General features: G+C 69.8%; 12 protein-coding genes. 8 read left to right on the top strand and 4 right to left on the bottom strand.

Annotation, left to right across the window (positions count from 1 at the left end; translation table 11 throughout):
* Window positions 1-50 precede the first annotated feature (50 nt).
* The 3 genes from BM417_RS22285 to BM417_RS22275 are packed head-to-tail and all read right to left on the bottom strand — an operon-like array spanning window position 51 to window position 4,838.
* Entirely contained in the window at window positions 51-2,519 is a 2,469-nt protein-coding gene (locus BM417_RS22285) for a transglutaminaseTgpA domain-containing protein (protein WP_093597475.1), read from the bottom strand.
* Between the two features lies 1 nt (window position 2,520).
* Window positions 2,521-3,786 (bottom strand): DUF58 domain-containing protein, encoded by a 1,266-nt coding sequence (locus BM417_RS22280; protein WP_093597472.1) that lies wholly within the window; start codon window positions 3,784-3,786, stop codon window positions 2,521-2,523.
* 2 nt (window positions 3,787-3,788) lie between these two features.
* Window positions 3,789-4,838, bottom strand: coding sequence for an AAA family ATPase (locus tag BM417_RS22275; RefSeq protein WP_407656166.1), 1,050 nt, complete (start codon window positions 4,836-4,838; stop codon window positions 3,789-3,791).
* Window positions 4,839-5,243: 405 nt separating this feature from the next.
* On the opposite strand from BM417_RS22275, the gene mraZ reads away from it, so the two are divergent.
* From mraZ to BM417_RS22250, 5 genes are all read left to right on the top strand, one after another.
* The gene (gene mraZ / locus BM417_RS22270) at window positions 5,244-5,675 is read left to right on the top strand and encodes a division/cell wall cluster transcriptional repressor MraZ (RefSeq protein ID WP_030479478.1); all 432 of its coding nucleotides are present in this window, start codon (window positions 5,244-5,246) and stop codon (window positions 5,673-5,675) included.
* 167 nt (window positions 5,676-5,842) lie between these two features.
* The gene (gene rsmH, locus BM417_RS22265; RefSeq protein ID WP_093597469.1) at window positions 5,843-6,796 is read left to right on the top strand and encodes a 16S rRNA (cytosine(1402)-N(4))-methyltransferase RsmH; all 954 of its coding nucleotides are present in this window, start codon (window positions 5,843-5,845) and stop codon (window positions 6,794-6,796) included.
* Entirely contained in the window at window positions 6,793-7,401 is a 609-nt protein-coding gene (locus BM417_RS22260; protein ID WP_093597466.1) for a hypothetical protein, read from the top strand. Before rsmH ends, BM417_RS22260 begins: the two co-directional genes overlap by 4 nt.
* Window positions 7,401-9,302, top strand: a complete 1,902-nt coding sequence (locus BM417_RS22255; RefSeq protein WP_093597463.1) for a peptidoglycan D,D-transpeptidase FtsI family protein — start codon at window positions 7,401-7,403, stop codon at window positions 9,300-9,302. Before BM417_RS22260 ends, BM417_RS22255 begins: the two co-directional genes overlap by 1 nt.
* Before the next feature lie 316 nt (window positions 9,303-9,618).
* The gene (locus tag BM417_RS22250) at window positions 9,619-10,671 is read left to right on the top strand and encodes a putative glycoside hydrolase (RefSeq protein ID WP_177320533.1); all 1,053 of its coding nucleotides are present in this window, start codon (window positions 9,619-9,621) and stop codon (window positions 10,669-10,671) included.
* A gap of 46 nt (window positions 10,672-10,717) precedes the next feature.
* Here BM417_RS22250 and BM417_RS22245 read toward each other — a convergent pair whose 3' ends face one another.
* Window positions 10,718-11,467 (bottom strand): universal stress protein, encoded by a 750-nt coding sequence (locus tag BM417_RS22245; RefSeq protein WP_177320532.1) that lies wholly within the window; start codon window positions 11,465-11,467, stop codon window positions 10,718-10,720.
* 276 nt (window positions 11,468-11,743) lie between these two features.
* Here BM417_RS22245 and BM417_RS22240 point away from each other — a divergent pair, with 276 nt between their 5' ends.
* Genes BM417_RS22240 through mraY form a run of 3 tightly spaced genes read left to right on the top strand, consistent with a single transcriptional unit; the run spans window position 11,744 to window position 15,809 of the window.
* Entirely contained in the window at window positions 11,744-13,270 is a 1,527-nt protein-coding gene (locus tag BM417_RS22240; RefSeq protein ID WP_177320531.1) for a UDP-N-acetylmuramoyl-L-alanyl-D-glutamate--2,6-diaminopimelate ligase, read from the top strand.
* A complete protein-coding gene (locus BM417_RS22235) occupies window positions 13,267-14,727 on the top strand; it encodes a UDP-N-acetylmuramoyl-tripeptide--D-alanyl-D-alanine ligase (protein ID WP_093597452.1) in 1,461 nt (486 codons plus the stop codon). Before BM417_RS22240 ends, BM417_RS22235 begins: the two co-directional genes overlap by 4 nt.
* On the top strand, window positions 14,724-15,809 hold the full coding sequence (mraY, locus tag BM417_RS22230; protein WP_093597449.1) for a phospho-N-acetylmuramoyl-pentapeptide-transferase: 1,086 nt from the start codon (window positions 14,724-14,726) through the stop codon (window positions 15,807-15,809). Before BM417_RS22235 ends, mraY begins: the two co-directional genes overlap by 4 nt.
* The last annotated feature ends 2 nt before the right edge of the window (window positions 15,810-15,811 follow it).

Genomic DNA, 15,811 nt, shown 5'->3' with positions numbered 1-15,811 from the left:
GCGATGGGCCCGCCCCCGGAAGGGAGCGGGCCCATCGTCGTGCCACGGACCTACACCCCGACGGGCTCGGGTGCCTCGGCCACCGGTGCGGGCGTCGGCTTGACCACCGACTTCGGGAACAGCTTCGCCCGCAACGACAGCGGCGCGTTCTGTCGCAACGACTGTCGCACCGCGGCCAGCGCGCCGGGCAACGCCGGGTCGGCGGCCGGGTTCGGGCTGTACCAGGACCGCTCGATCGCCCCGATCACCAGCCGCAGCCCGTCCTTGCCCGCGTCGTCCAGGTTGTGCTCGCGCGCCAACCGGCGGGCGGCCAGCCTGATCGTCTCGGCGGCCGGCACCGCCGCGCCGCGGTCGATCGACTCCGCCATGAGCTCGCTCCACGCCGCCGTGGCGGCGCCTGGACCGAGTGCCGTCACCGCGTGCAGGCGGTTGCGCCGTCGCACGGCGCGCACCAGCCACGGCGTGAACACGAGCCCGGCGATCACAAGCACCACCGCGAGCCACCACGAGAGCAACGCCGCCGCGAGCCCCACGCCTATCAGCCACAACCCGGCCGCGGCCGGTATCAGCAGCTTGCGCGCCCACGACACGCCCATCAGGCCCGCGCTGATCACGCCGAGCAGCGCCAGCACCAGGAAGATCGACAGCAACGCCGCCAGCACCAGCACCACGCCCAGCGCCCACAGGTGCCACGGCTGAGGCCCTTCAGAGCCCGCCTGCGGCAGCCCCTGGTCGCCGTCGGTGCCGTCAGGCGAGGTGGAGGCCTGAGCCGACCCGGTCGCGGACGGCGCCACCGAGGGGGCCGTCGTCTCGGCGGTCGGCTGCTCCTCCGCGCCCGGCGCGGTCTCGCGCAGGTACGGCGGGACGATGCCGCGGCCGTCGGAGACCGGGGTCGGGTCGAAGGTCATCCAGCCGTAGTTCGGGAAGAAGATCTCGACCCACGCGTGCGCGTCGTCGGTGCCGATCGTGCGGTACGAGTTGTCCGGGGACAGCACCCCGGCGGTGAAACCGATCGCGACGCGCGACGGCAGGCCCACCACGCGGGCCATCACGGCCATCGCGGAGGCGAACTGCTCGCAGTAGCCGACCTTGCTCCGCAGCACGAAGTCGCTCAGCGCGTCCGTGGTGACGTCGCCCTTGGTCTCGAGCTGGTACTTGAAGTCGGTGGTGGGGCTGTTGAAGAACGCAGTCAGCGCGGCAGCCTTGTCGAAGTCGTTGGTGGCGCCCTCGACGAGCTTCTTCGCGAGGTCCACGACCTCCGGTTCGACACCGTCGAACTTGTAGTACTCGCGATCGACCGCGTTCGCCTGGGTCGGCGCCAGCCGCAGCGCCTGCTTCGTCGGCGTCGACATCACCGTGTCGATCTCGTAGGACTCCGGTTCGCGCTCCCTCTGGGAGTAGATGACGCCCTTCTTCGCGTCGAACTGGTAGTCGTCGTCCGGCGTGTCGATGCGGCGGACGGCGCCGTAGGTCGGCAGCCAGAAACTCCGCCAGCCGCGCGGCTCGATGTTGATCCGGGTGGTCTTGCCCTCGCCGCGGTCGCCCGGCTGCGGCGGAAGCTCACCGCGCGCGGGCTGGCCGCCGGGAGGGCTGCCGCGTTCCCAGCCCTTGTTCGGCACGTACTGGGCCAGCGTGGACGCCCGCATGTACATCGGGTCGCCCATGCCGCGCACGAAGAACACCTCCGTCGGCTTGCCGCGGTTGAGCATGCCGCGCAGCGACGTCATCTCGCTCAGGCCGATGCCGCCCTTGCCGCCGCCACCGGACCCGCTGCCGGGCAGCCTGCCGACCGTGCCGACGAGCGTGAAGCCCGCGCCGACGACCAGCGCGATCACCATCGCGATCGCCGCCACCGAGGTCGCGGACCCACCGGACCCGCTCGCCGACCCGGAACCGAGCCGGCCGCGCCACGCCTCGTGCCGGTGCTGGCCGTCGACCGCGAGCAGCATCGCGAACGCCGCCGCGCCCAGGATGAACGTCCAGAACGGCAGCATCTCGTCGGCCAGCGACGCGGGCACCGCGAACACGCACAGCAGCACCAGCCCGGACGCCGCCGGAGCCGCCGCGGCCACGGCCAGCGTGTCGACCAGCACCGCGACCAGGCCGATCGCCAGCACCACGAGCGCCTGGATCGCCGGTGACGCGTGCACCGGCGGCACCCCGGTCTGCACCTGCGCCACGGAGTCCGCGAGTACGTCGCCGAGCTCGCCCAACGCCTCGGGGCCGGGGATGAACAGGAAGATGCCCGACCGCGTGTGCAACGCCGTGAGCAGGCACAACAGCACGAACACCTGGGCGACCGCGACCAGTGGAGGGGTCAGCCGGGTCGCGCGCAGGAACGCGCCGGTCACGGTGATCGCGACGATCACCACGGCGATGCGCGCCAGCCACAGGTCGCCCTCGATCACACCGGACAGCGCGGTGGACGCGCAGAGCACCGCCAGCGCGGCGATCCACGGCGTCGCCGAGGTGAACCACTCGGGTTCTGTCCCTCTCGCCGGAGCGGAACGGGTCCCCATCTCAGCCCACCTCCGAGCGCACCGACGGACCCCGGTTACCCGCCGAGGCGCACAACGCCTGCCACACCTGCTGCATCGACGCGGACGGCTTCGCGATCGCCACGCCCCAGCCCGCGCCGGTCAGCAACCGCCGGGCGTCCTCGGGTTCGGGGGCGGGCGCGTCCGTGCCACCCGCCCACGCGTTCACGTCCAGCAGCACGGCCATGCTGCGCATGCCGCGCGGCCGGTACCGGATCAGTTCCTCAGCCGACGCCGGCGTGAGGCCGCCGAGCACCGCGATGACCTCCTGGCCGGCGCCGGGGTCCGTCCCGCCGGTGAGCTCACGGCGGTGCGAGCCCTGCAACGCCGCGAGCGAGTCCAGCACCACGTGGTCGCTGTGCCCGCCGTCGGACGACCCGCCCGCGAGCACCCGCCCGTCCTCGGAGACCAGGCGCACCTGGTGGCCGAAGTGGTGCAGGTGCAGGCAGATCGACGCCGCGAACGAGATGGCCCACTCCAGTGACGCCGTGGGTCCGCTACCGCGGTGCGCGTGCACCCGGTGGTCGAGCAGGACTGTCGTGCCACCGCGCCACGGACGTTCCTCGACGCGCACCATCAGCTCGTCGCGCCGGGCCGTGGACCGCCAGTGGACCTTCCTCAGGTCGTCGCCCTGCCGGTACGGCCGCACGACCGCGTCGTCCTCGCCCTGACCGGCGCGCAGCCGCACCGAGCCGTCGTCGCCCGCGCCCATGCCGGAACCGCCGGGCAGACCCGACAGCCGCACCACCCGCGGCACCACGACCAGCCGCGACCGGCCCGCGAGCTCGCGGTCGAACTCGGCCAGGCCGAACGGGTCGGTGATCCGCGCCATCAGCGGGCCGACCTGCTGGACGCCGCGCATCACCGGCTTGAGCGGGTAGCGCAACGTCGTCGGCGTGTTGCGGGGCAACCGCTCCACCAGGAACCGCGGCCGCGCGCCCAGGGCGTACGGAACGGTGTCCTCCAGCATCAGGCCGCCCGTGGGCAGCCTGCCGGTGCTGCGCAGGTCGAGCTTCACCTCGGACGCCGCACCCACCGGCACCCGGCTCGGGGCGAGGAACCGGGCGGCGTGCAACCCCACCCGAGCCCTCGTCGCGAGCCACGCGGCCAGCAGGGGCAGCGCGATCACGAACGCGGCGACCCGCAACAGGTCGCGTTCGTTCAGCACGGCGGCGCACACCCCGGCGGCGAACCCCGCGGCCAGCAAGCATCTTCCGCGCGTGGTCAGACCGGAGAGTGCGGTGCGCATCGTTAGCGTGGCGTCCCTGCGTTGTTGTTCATGCTGCGGACGAACGCCGCGCTCGGGTCGAGTGCCGCCGTGGGCACCGGCACCCGCTGAAGCAGCGCCCTGATCAGCTCGGCGGGGGACCGGCGAGCGGCCTGCGCCTCGGCGGTCATCACCAGCCGGTGAGCCAGCACCGGGATCGAGATCGCGTGGATGTCGTCCGGCACCACGAAGTCACGACCGGCCAGCGCGGCTTGCGCGCGTGCGGCGCGGACGAGGTGCAGCGTGGACCGCGGCGAGGCACCGAGCCGCAGTTCCGGCAGGCGGCGCGTCGCCGAGACCAGCTCGACGGCGTACCTGCGGACCTCGGGGGACAGGTGCACCCGGCGCACGGCCTCGACCAGCCGCAGGATCTGCGCGGCGTCCGAGACGGGCCGCAGGTCGTCGAGCGGGTTGTGGCCCGCGTGCTCGTCGACCATCGCGAGCTCGGCCTGCGGGTCCGGGTACCCGATCGACACGCGCGCGGTGAACCGGTCGCGCTGTGCCTCCGGAAGGGCGTAGGTGCCCTCCATCTCGATCGGGTTCTGCGTCGCGATCACCATGAACGGCGAGCCCAGCGGGTACGTGTTCCCGTCGACCGTGACCTGGTGCTCCTCCATGCACTCCAGCAGCGCGGACTGCGTCTTGGGGGAGGCGCGGTTGATCTCGTCGCCGACGACGATGTTCGCGAAGATCGGTCCAGGCCGGAACTCGAAGTCGTTCTCCTGCCGGTTGTAGATGGAGGAGCCGGTGATGTCGCTCGGCAACAGGTCGGGCGTGAACTGCACTCGGCTCACGGTGCAGTCGATGGAGCGGGCAAGCGCTTTCGCCAGCGAGGTCTTGCCGACACCCGGCACGTCCTCGACCAGCAGGTGCCCCTCGGCGAGCAGCGTCACGAGCGCAAGGCGGACGACGTCTGGTTTACCGACGAGCACCCGCTCGACGTTCGCGGCGATGCGCTGAACGGCGCCGTGCAACTCTCCCAGAACCTGATCGACCGGCGCGTGACTGTTCGCGCTTGGGCTTCCCGGCGTCACTAAACCTCCAGCAGCCGTGTCCGGAACACGGACGTGTGAGCGTTTCACGCAGTGTGTCAAACCACGGCTAAGTGCCCTACACCTGCGGGCTACATCGGGTTCGCTCCACCAGCATCCACCTTCCCCCACCAACTCGCCGCAACTCTCGGTTTTGACGGAAATTTCTAGGCCGTTCGAGTGCTTATTCCGGGCTGAACCCTCACCCGCGAAGGTGGTGACTGATCAGCTCCCCCACCGTCCCCCCACGCTGCCCCACGGCGCCTACCTGGGCAAATGGGTAACGGCATGCTGTGTGGACAGCTGTTTCAACGTTGACTGTGGTGAAAAGTGGGGTACTGTGGCGGCCGGTGGGGCAGACGGGGGCTCCGCTGCCGGTCCGTCGCCCGGTGAGGGAGGTGGCTGCCGATGTTCCTCGGCACTCACTACCCGCGCCTGGACGACAAGGGTCGGCTGACACTGCCTGCGAAGTTCCGGGACGAACTGGCGGGAGGTCTCATGGTCACCAAGGGCCAGGACCACTGCCTGTACGTGTTTCCCCGGGCTGAGTTCGAGCAGATGGCGAAGAAGGTCGCCGAGGCGCCGTTCACCAACGACGCCGTACGCGCCTATCAGCGTTATCTGTTCGCAGGTACGGACGAGCAGCGTCCGGACGGTCAGGGCCGCGTCCTGATCGCACCGGAACTGCGCCGGTATGCCGGGCTGACCAAGGAGTGCGTGGTCGTCGGCGCGTTCACCAGGATGGAGATCTGGGACGCGGCGGCCTGGCAGACCTATCTCGACGAGCACGAGGACGGCTACGCCACCGCTCGCGAGGAGGTCATTCCGGGCGTCTTCTGATGGCGGTCAGCCGAGCAACAGGCCGGATGTTCCACACGCGATTCGGGTGCCGTGAGGCCTCGGTCCGCTCGAGAATCGGCCCTGGCGCACCTTCCCCGGCGCCAGGTTCGACGGGCGGGCGGGGACCTGACGTCACCCGAAACGCGCATCAGGGGAGTAGAGGGACGATGGATCAGCCGCGGCACGTTCCGGTGCTGCTGGACCGCGTCCTGGAACTCTTCGCTCCAGCGCTCTCCGGCAAGCCCGCCGTCGTCGTCGACACGACGCTCGGCATGGGCGGCCACTCCGACGCGCTGCTGAGCGCTCACCCCGAACTCACGCTCATCGGGCTCGACCGCGACCCGCAGGCCATCGAGATGGCCGGCAAGCGGCTCGCTCGCCACGGTGACCGCGTTCATCTCGTCAACGTCACCTACGACCACATCGACGAAGCCGTGGAAGACCTCGGTTACTCGCACGTGGACGGTGTGCTGATGGACCTCGGCGTGTCCTCGTTGCAGCTGGACGAGGAGGAGCGCGGGTTCGCGTACTCGAAGGACGCCCCGCTCGACATGCGGATGTCCAAGGGCACCGGCATGACGGCGGCGGACGTGCTGAACACGTACGCGCACGGCGACCTCGCGCGGATCCTCTCCACCTACGGCGAGGAGCGGTTCGCGGGCAAGATCGCCTCCGCGGTGCTGCGGGAGCGCGACAAGGAGCCGTTCACCAACAGCGGCCGGCTCGTCGAGCTGCTCTACGCCGTCGTGCCCGCGGCTTCGCGGCGCACCGGCGGGCATCCGGCCAAGCGCACGTTCCAGGCGCTGCGGATCGAGGTCAACGGCGAGCTGGAGTCGTTGCGGCTGGCACTGCCCGCCGCTCTGGGCGTGCTGCGCGTCGGCGGGCGGATCGTCGTGGAGTCCTACCAGTCCCTCGAGGACCGGATGGTGAAGCAGGCGCTCGCGGAGCTGGCGAAGTCCAAGACGCCGCCGGGCCTGCCAGTCGAGCTGCCCGGCCACGGACCCGAGATCAAGTTGCTCACGAGGGGCGCCGAGCTCGCGAACGAGCAGGAAATCGAGGACAACCCGCGTGCGGCGCCGGTGCGCCTGCGGGCGGCGGAGCGGATCGGAGAGCCGAGATGACGGCACCCGCACGGGTCGGTGGGTCGTCACCCCGCGACCCCTCCCCGAAGAAGACGCAGGACAAGGTCCAGGAGAAGGACAAGGCCCGGCGGCGGACCGCCGGTGCCGAGCGCGCCTACGCGCGCCGGGCCCAGCGCGCCTCGAATCTGCGCGGCGGTTCCGCGAGCCCGCAGCAGAAGGCCGTGTCCAAGGCTCCGTTCGTCGTGCTGGTGATGCTCGTGCTGGGCGCGGGCGTCGCCGGGATCATGTACTTCTCCACGCAGGCCGCCGCCGACACCTACCGGCTTCAGGAGGCGCGGGCGGAGGCCGAGAAGCTGACGTTGCAGATGGAGCAGCTGCGCCGCGAGGTGGCGCTGCTCGAGTCGCCGACCGACCTCGCGCGCCGCGCGGGTGAGATGGGCCTGGTCGAGCCGTCGAACCCGGCACGGCTGCGGCAGAACCCGGACGGCTCGATCGAGGAGTTCGGCAAGCCGAGCGCGCCGACCAAGTCGACGCCGCCGCCCCCGCCGTCGTCCGAGCCGCCCGCACCGCCCGCGGGTCAGACTCCTCCGGCTGGTCAGCAGCCGCCCGCGGGTCAGGGTCAGACGCCTCCGGCGGGTGGCTGATGCCCGGTCCGCAGGCCAGGGGGCCGCGCCGCCCGTTGTCGGTGCGCGGCTCCCGCCCGGCCACGCGCCTGGGCGGCAACAGCAGGCTGCGCATCGGCGTCGGCCGGGTCCTGCTGATCGGCGCCCTGCTGATCGCGGGCGTCAAGCTCGTGCAGGTGCAGGGCCTTCAGGCGGCCGAGCTGTCGGCGCAGGCGCAGAAGCAGCGCACGACTCCCATCGACATCCCGGCCGAGCGCGGGTCGATCCTCGACCGCAACGGCAACCAGCTCGCGTTCTCGATCGAGGTGCGCGCGCTCTACATCCTTCCGCAGCGCGCGCGTAAGACCTGGGACGAAGCGCACGCGAAGGACGACAAGAAGTATCCGGGGACCTACGAGGACCGCGCGCGAGAGATGGCCAAGTTCATCTCGTCGACGCTGGGTCCCGAGGTCAACGGGGAGAAGACCGACGAGGAGTCCGTCTACCAGCAGCTCGTGAAGGACATCTCCTACGAGGTCCTGGTCAGCGAGGCGGAACCGGCGAAGGCCGCGAAGATCGTCGAGAAGTTCCCGGCGGAGATCGGTTCGGAGTACCGCTCCAAGCGCATCTACCCCAACGGCGACCTGGCGGCGAACATCATCGGCGCCGCGAACTGGCGCCAGGAGGAGAAGCCGCCGACCGTCCAGGGCATCCTCGGTCTGGAGAACGCCCAGGACAACGTGCTCGCGGGTCGCATGGGCCGGCGCGTGGTCGACACGATGTCCGGCGACGACACCCTCGTCATCCCGAACACCGAGCGCGAGCTCGTGAAGCCGCAGCCCGGCAAGAGCCTCGAGCTGACGATCGACATCGACACCCAGTACGCGGTCCAGCGGATAGTCGCCGACTACGCGAAGAAGACGGGCGCCAAGAACGCCTCCGCCGTCGTGCTGGACAGCCGCACCGGCGAGATCGTCGCGATGGCCAACGACAAGACCTACGACCCGACGAACTTCGGTGTGGCCGGCGAGGACCAGAAGCGCAACACCGCGGTCGCCTACAGTTTCGAGCCCGGCTCCGTGAACAAGATCGTCACGGCCGCCGCCGCCGTCGAGTACGGCCTGTTCAAGCCCGACGACGTCCTTCAGGTGCCGGGGTCGATCAAGGTCGCCGACCGGGTCATCAAGGACGCGTGGAACCACTCGACGGTGCCCATGTCGTTCACCGGCGTGTTCGCCAAGTCCTCCAACGTCGGCACGCTGCTCGCCGCCCAGCAGGTCGGCCAGGAGCGCTACGCCGAGATGCTCCAGAAGTTCGGCCTCGGCCGCCGCACGAACTCCGGCGTCCCCGCCGAGGAGGCGGGCCAGGTCCCGCCGCTCAACCAGTGGTCCGGCTCGACCTTCGGCAACCTGCCGATCGGCCAGGGCCTCTCGATGACGCTGCTCCAGATGACCGGCATGTACCAGGCCATCGCCAACGACGGCGTCCGCGTCCCGCCGCGGCTGATCCGCGCCGAGATCGGTGAGGACGGCGCGCGTTCGGAGAAGCAACGGCCGGAAGGCGTCGCGGTGGTGTCGCCGGAGACCGCGAAGACCGTCCGCCAGATGTTCCGCTCGGTCACGCAGTCCGATCCACGGGACGCGAACCAGAACGGCACCGGCAAGCCCGCCGCGATCCCCGGCTACCAGATCGCGGGCAAGACCGGCACGGCGCAGCAGATCGACCAGAACTGCAAGTGCTACTCCCAGAGCCAGTACTGGACCACGTTCGCCGGCATCCTCCCGGCCGACAACCCGCGCTACGTCGTCGGCGTCATGCTCGACGCGCCGAGCGGCGCCCAGTCGGCCGCGCCCGTGTTCCACGACATCGCGACCTTCCTGACCCAGCGGTTCCAGGTGCCGATGTCGGCCGAGCAGACGCCGTTCGTACAGCTTCAGCTGTAGATCATTTCAGCGGGCGCGCATTCTTGGTCGTGCGCGCCCGTTTCGCAAGTGACCTGAGCCACGCCCAGGCGTGACAACAGGACATTCCAATACTTCACTGTGAAAAATTCTTCGTAATGAGACGCAATCCATCACGTCTAATACTCCGAAACCGGAGTGGCAAGGCGAGATGGGGTTTGGCGTGCGTTTTCTCAGGTATTCGATCTTGGCAGGGGTCCTGGCGGTGACGATGGTTCCCGCAGCTCAAGCAGGTGAGGACGAATGGACGGCCGAGTCCTTCTGGCTGCACATGAACAGCACCCCGACAAATGATCAAATGATCGCCACCGAGGCGCAGCGCCGTTCCTACGTGGTGCTCAACGCCTGGGAAACCGATCTTGCCGCGAAGTTCAAGGCCGCCAATCCGAAGATCCAGACCTTTGTCTACAAGGATCTCTCGTCGACGCGCAGCTATGCGTGCTCGAACGGAGTCGACGATTCCGATCTTCCCACCGGCGTCGGTTACTGCGAGGCCGACCCGTCGTGGTTCCTGCGCGATTCCGGCGGTGACCGCTTCGAGTACGACGGTTACGAGGGCCACTGGCAGATGGACGTCGGCAACACCGGCTACCAGAACGCCTGGGCCGACAACGTGGTCGCGTCCTCGGCCAAGGTCTTCGACGGCGTGTTCATGGACAACGCCCTGTTCGCCTGCGACACCTACCACGACGGCGTCTGCCCGGCCGCGTACCCGACCGACGAGTCGATGCGCGAGGCCTACCGCTCGATGCTCGCCAACACCAGGCAGAAGTTCGTGGACGCGGGCCTCAAGACCGTCGCGAACATGTCCAACGCCCGCCTGCACGACGGCGCCTGGGACTCGTACGTCGAACATCTCGACGGCGGCTTCGACGAGTGGTGGCTGACCTTCGGCGACAAGGACCTGCTCTCCGAGTACTCGCAGGGCTGGAGCCGGCAGATCGCTCAGATCACCGCCAACGAGGCCAAGAGCAAGATCACCTGGGTCCAGCCTCACCACAGCGGCGCCGAGCAGCCGTTCCGCTACGCCTTCGCGAGCTACCTGCTGGCCAAGGGCGAGCACGCGGCGATCTCCGAGATCGAGCAGACCGACCGCTACGACAACCCCTCGCAGTGGCGCACCGAGTACGACTGGGACCTCGGCACGCCGCTCGGCGAGCACCACGAGGTGGCCGCGAACGTGCACCAGCGCGACTTCGCGTGCGGCACCGTGATCGTCAACGCGAACAGGACGGGCAGCGCTCCGATCACCGTGCGGCTCGCCCAGACGCAGTTCAACGAGAACAACGCCCCGGTCACCTTCGTGGCCCTGCCGGGCACCACCGGAACGGTGCTGCGCAAGGCTTGCTAGTGGTGTGGCCCGACACGACAGCGACCGGCAACGTTCCTGGCCGCCACTAGAGCTTCGCGCGGTCGTCCTGAAGGGGCTCGGGCCGGGCCACCAGCACCGGACAGGACGCGTGGTAGAGCGCCGCTCGCGTGACCAGCCCGACCCCGTCGTGCTGTCCGCCCCGCCCCACGACCACGAGGTCGGAGTCCAGTTCGGCCAAGGCCTCGTGCGGATGCCGTGACTCCACCAGGACCTCGGGGGTCAACTCGGGAGCGGTGGTGCGCAGGAACAACACGGCCCGGCGGATCGTGGCCTCGTCGCGCGGCGCGGAGAGGCCGTTCTGGGCCGGCAGGTGGATGTGCAGCAGGCGGAGCCGCGCTCGGCGGGTGCGGCAGAGCTCGACCGCGCGCCGCAGCACGACCGGGTCCTCGCACCCGCCGACGGCAGCGGTGACCCAGCCGTGTTCGCCGCGGATCGCCTCAGGGCGTCCGCGCACCACCACGACACCGCACCGCGCGCGGCGCAACACCGGGAGGACGAGGGAGCCCAGCCCCAGGCTGCGGTGCTGTTCGCCTTTGCACCCCAAGACCAAGGTCGCGCTGGAGTCCGACGCCCTCACCAGTGCGGCCACCGGGTCGTCTCCGCTCGGGCGGAAGTGGGCGGTGAGCATGGGAAGTCGTTCCAGGACCCGCTGGACCGTCGTGTCGCCGGGGTCCGCGAGGTACACCTGAAGATCCGTCCGGAGCGACCACGCGTGCCGCGCGGCCCACTCGAAAGCGTGATACGCGGACTCGGAAGTGTCGACTCCTACTGTCACGGAACGACTGAAATCGGGCGCCCAGAAGGAAAATCTCCTGGGTTCCGCCGCCGTGCTGGTTTTCATTGCCGCCTCCTGCCGCTCCCTACCTCACCGCAGCCGCACCAGTGGTCACAGGGCCCTAAGTCACAAAGGGGGCAGGAACTTGTTCGGCCGGACGGGCTCGCTGGACAGGACCAGCGACGAAGGCCACTCGAACGGCTCAGAGCCGCTGATCATCACCCGAACGCCAACGCGCCGCTCGGCCACTCTGTGTACGCCGGTAGCCTCTTGCCCGTGCCTGCCAAGCTCGAGGGCAAGGTCGCGACCGCCCCGCCCCGCCCCAACGCCATTCGCCCTGCTTCCGTGGCTGCTCTCGCCGCGGTCGCCGACGTGCACCTGACCAGGCCGGCGCATGCCGACGTCCAGGTGACGGGGGTTACTCTGCGTGCACAGCACGTGGTCGCCGGAGACCTCTACGCCGCGCTGCCGGGTGCTAACGCGCACGGCGCCGACTTCGCCGCGACGGCCATCGCGAACGGTGCCGTCGCCGTGCTGACGGACGAGGCCGGAGCCGCCCGCGACGCCCTCAAGGACGTGCCCGTGCTGATCCACCCGCGACCCCGCGAGGTCGTGGGCCTGCTCGCCGCGCACGTCTACGGACAGCCGTCGACCAAGATCAAGCTGTGGGGTGTCACCGGCACGTCCGGCAAGACCACCACCACGTACATGATCGAGTCGGTGCTGCGCGCCGCGGGGAAGAACACGGGCCTGATCGGCACGGTCGGCACCCGCATCGGCACCGAGCAGCTCGGCAGCTCGCACACCACGCCCGAGGCGCCGGACCTCCAGGCGCTGTTCGCGGTGATGGCCGAGCGCGGCGTCACCGACGTGGCGATGGAGGTGTCGAGCCACGCGCTGCACATGGGCCGGGTCGCCGCCACCGAGTTCGAGATCGGCGCGTTCACGAACCTGAGCCAGGACCACCTCGACTTCCACGCGGACATGGAGGAGTACTTCCAGGTCAAGGCGCAGCTGTTCGACGGCCGCGCCCGCAAGGAGGTCGTCTGCGTCGACGGCGAGTGGGGCGAGCGGCTGGTCAAGCCGGGCACCATCACCGTCGCCACGACCAAGCCCGCCACCTGGACCGCGAGCGACGTCGAGGTGAGCCCGACCGGTGAGCAGACGTTCACCGCGCACGGCCCGGACGGCGACATCCGCGTCCACCTCCCGCTCGCGGGCAGCTTCAACATCGCGAACGCCCTGCTCGCCATCGCCTGCCTGCACGTCGAGGGCATCGGCGCCGAGGCGATCGCCGAGGGCCTGAAGACCGTCCAGGTGCCCGGCCGCATGCAGCGGATCGACGAGGGTCAGGACTTCACGGCCGTCGTCGACTACTCGCACAAGCCCGCCGCCGTCGCGCTCGCGCTGGAGGCCGTGCGCGCCAAGACCGAGGGCCGGGTGATCATCGTGCTCGGCTGCGGTGGCGACCGGGACCGGGCCAAGCGGCCGTTGATGGGCGAGGCCGCCGCGCAACGGGCCGAGGTGTTGATCATCACCGATGACAACCCCAGGAGCGAAGACGCGTCCTCTATTCGGGCCGCCATGCTCGAAGGGGCTCTCGCCGCCGAGAACCGGGGCGAGGTGCTCGAGATCGGCGACCGGAGGCTCGCGATCCGCAAGGCCGTCGAGCTGGCACTTCCGGGGGACGTCGTCGTCGTGGCGGGCAAGGGACATGAGACGGGACAAGAGATCGCCGGCGTGATCCAACCGTTCTCGGACGTCGAGACGCTGACCGCCGCGATCAGAGAGGCGCACCGTTGATCGCACTCACGCTCGCCGAGATCGCTGAGATCGTCGGCGGACGCCTGCACGCGACCGATGGCAGTCCGGTGGTCACCGGCTCCATCGAGTTCGACACCCGCAAGGTCACCGAGGGGGGCCTCTTCCTGGCTCTGCCCGGTGAGCGCGTGGACGGCCACGACTTCGCCGCGCAGGCCGTGGCGTCGGGCGCGGCCGGTGTGCTGGCGGGCCGCGAGGTCGACGCTCCCGCGGTGATCGCGCCGCCGGTGCCGACCAAGCACGCCAACGCCTACGTGCTCGCCGGCGACAAGACCGGCGAGGGCGCCGCGGTGCTCGAGGCGCTGGCCAAGCTGGCCCGCCACGTCACGGACCGCCTGAAGGACCTCACGATCGTCGGCATCACCGGCTCGGCGGGCAAGACGTCCACCAAGGACCTCATCGCCCAGGTGCTGCGCCCGACCGGCGAGACCATCGCGCCACCCGGTTCGTTCAACAACGAGCTCGGCCACCCGTGGACCGCGCTGCGCGCCACCGAGGACACCCGCTTCCTCGTGCTCGAACTGTCCGCGCGCGGCATCGGCCACATCGCGAACCTCACCGAGATCGCCCCGCCGAAGATCGGCGCCGTGCTCAACGTCGGCACCGCGCACGTCGGCGAGTTCGGTTCCCGCGAGGGCATCGCGCAGGGCAAGGGCGAGCTGATCGAGTCGCTGCCGGAAGACGGCGTCGCGATTCTGAACGCCGACGACCCGCTGGTCGCGGGCATGGCGAGCCGCACGAAGGCCAAGGTCGTGCTGGTCGGCGAGAACCCGAGCGCGGACGTGCGTGCCGAGAACATCGAGCTGGACGAGCAGGCCCGCGCCAGCTTCACGCTGAAGACCGCGCAGGGCGACGCCCAGGTCACGCTGTCGCTGAACGGCCCGCACCAGGTGGGCAACGCGCTGGTCGCCGCCGCGATCGCCCTCGAACTGGGCGCCACACCGGAAGAAGTGGCGCAGCGGCTCGGCGCGGCGGAACGGGTCTCCGCGCACCGCATGGTCATCACCGACCGGGCCGATGGCGTGACCGTCATCGACGACGCGTACAACGCGAACCCCGACTCGGTGCGAGCGGCGTTGAAGGCGCTCGCGACGATCTCGCGCGCCACCACGCCCGCGCGCCGCAGCTGGGCCGTCCTCGGCCCGATGGCGGAACTGGGCGACGACGCCGTGCGCGAGCACGACGAGATCGGCCGTCTGGTGGTGCGCCTGGACATCAGCAAGCTGGTCGTCGTCGGTGAGGCGGCCCGCGCGATGCACCAGGGTGCGCACCTGGAAGGATCTTGGGGAGACGAATCCGTCAGGGTGCCGGACGCGGACGCGGCGATCGCGTTGCTCCAGGGGGAAGTCCGGCCCGGTGACGTCGTGCTGGTCAAGGCATCGAACGCCTATCGCCTGTGGCGCATTGCCGAGGCCCTGCTGGAGGCAGGAACCAAGTGAAGAGCATCCTGATCGCCGCAGCGATCGCACTGGCAGTGTCGATCCTGCTGACGCCCTACCTGATCAAGATCTTCTCCCGTCAGGGCTTCGGCCAGGAGATCCGCGAGGACGGCCCGCAGCACCACAAGACCAAGCGCGGCACGCCGACCATGGGTGGCCTCGCCATCCTGGTCGCGATGTGGGCCGGTTACCTGGGCACGCACCTCGTGAACTCGATGTCGGCCTCGGCGTCCGGGCAGACCCCGACGGCGTCCGGCCTGCTCGTGCTGATGCTGACGACGTCGCTGGGCGTCGTCGGCTTCCTCGACGACTTCATCAAGATCCGCAAGGCCCGCAACCTGGGCCTGAACAAGACGGCCAAGCTGGTCGGCCAGTTCATCGCGACGATCACGTTCGCGATCCTGGTCCTCCAGTTCCCGAACAAGGACGGCCTGACGCCCGCGTCGGTCAACCTGTCGTTCGTCCGCGACATCACCGTGGTCTCGTTCGGCGTCATCGGGTTCATCGTCTTCTGCTACGGCATGGTCGCCGCGTGGTCGAACGCCGTGAACCTGACCGATGGCCTCGACGGCCTCGCCGGTGGTTCGTCGGCGATGGTGTTCGGCACGTACGTCGTGATCTCGTTCTGGCAGTTCCGCTACAACTGCTCCAGCTACGCCGTGGCCGGCTGCTACGACGTGCGCGACCCGCTGGACCTCGCGGTGATCGCGGCGGCCGCGATGGCGGGCTGCATCGGCTTCCTGTGGTGGAACGCCGCTCCGGCCAAGATCTTCATGGGTGACACCGGCTCGCTCGCGCTCGGCGGTCTTGTCGCTGGTCTCGCGATCGCGACCCGCACCGAGCTGCTGATGATCGTCATCGGTGGTCTGTTCGTGGTCGAGGCCCTGTCGGTGGCGTTGCAGGTCGCGGTCTTCCGCACCTCACGACGGCGCCTGTTCCGCATGGCGCCGTTCCACCACCACTTCGAGCTCGCGGGCTGGGCGGAAACCACTGTCATCATCCGGTTCTGGTTGATGGCCGGCATCTGCTGCATGTTCGGGCTCGGTGTCTTCTACAGCGAGTGGCTGACGGGCGGGTTCTAGGA

This window comes from Lentzea waywayandensis (genome assembly GCF_900115955.1).
Lineage (GTDB): Bacteria > Actinomycetota > Actinomycetes > Mycobacteriales > Pseudonocardiaceae > Lentzea > Lentzea waywayandensis.
The sequence above is the reverse complement of the archived record's forward strand: the minus strand, read 5'-3'. Positions and strand labels throughout refer to the sequence as shown.

Excerpts from the sequence above, each read along its gene's own strand:
- BM417_RS22285 (WP_093597475.1), bottom strand. The coding sequence starts at position 2,519 with ATGGGGACCCGTTCCGCTCCGGCGAGAGGGACAGAACCCGAGTGGTTC.
- BM417_RS22280 (WP_093597472.1), bottom strand. The coding sequence starts at position 3,786 with ATGCGCACCGCACTCTCCGGTCTGACCACGCGCGGAAGATGCTTGCTG.
- mraZ (WP_030479478.1), top strand. The coding sequence starts at position 5,244 with ATGTTCCTCGGCACTCACTACCCGCGCCTGGACGACAAGGGTCGGCTG.
- rsmH (WP_093597469.1), top strand. The coding sequence starts at position 5,843 with ATGGATCAGCCGCGGCACGTTCCGGTGCTGCTGGACCGCGTCCTGGAA.
- BM417_RS22260 (WP_093597466.1), top strand. The coding sequence starts at position 6,793 with ATGACGGCACCCGCACGGGTCGGTGGGTCGTCACCCCGCGACCCCTCC.
- BM417_RS22255 (WP_093597463.1), top strand. The coding sequence starts at position 7,401 with ATGCCCGGTCCGCAGGCCAGGGGGCCGCGCCGCCCGTTGTCGGTGCGC.
- BM417_RS22250 (WP_177320533.1), top strand. The coding sequence starts at position 9,619 with ATGATCGCCACCGAGGCGCAGCGCCGTTCCTACGTGGTGCTCAACGCC.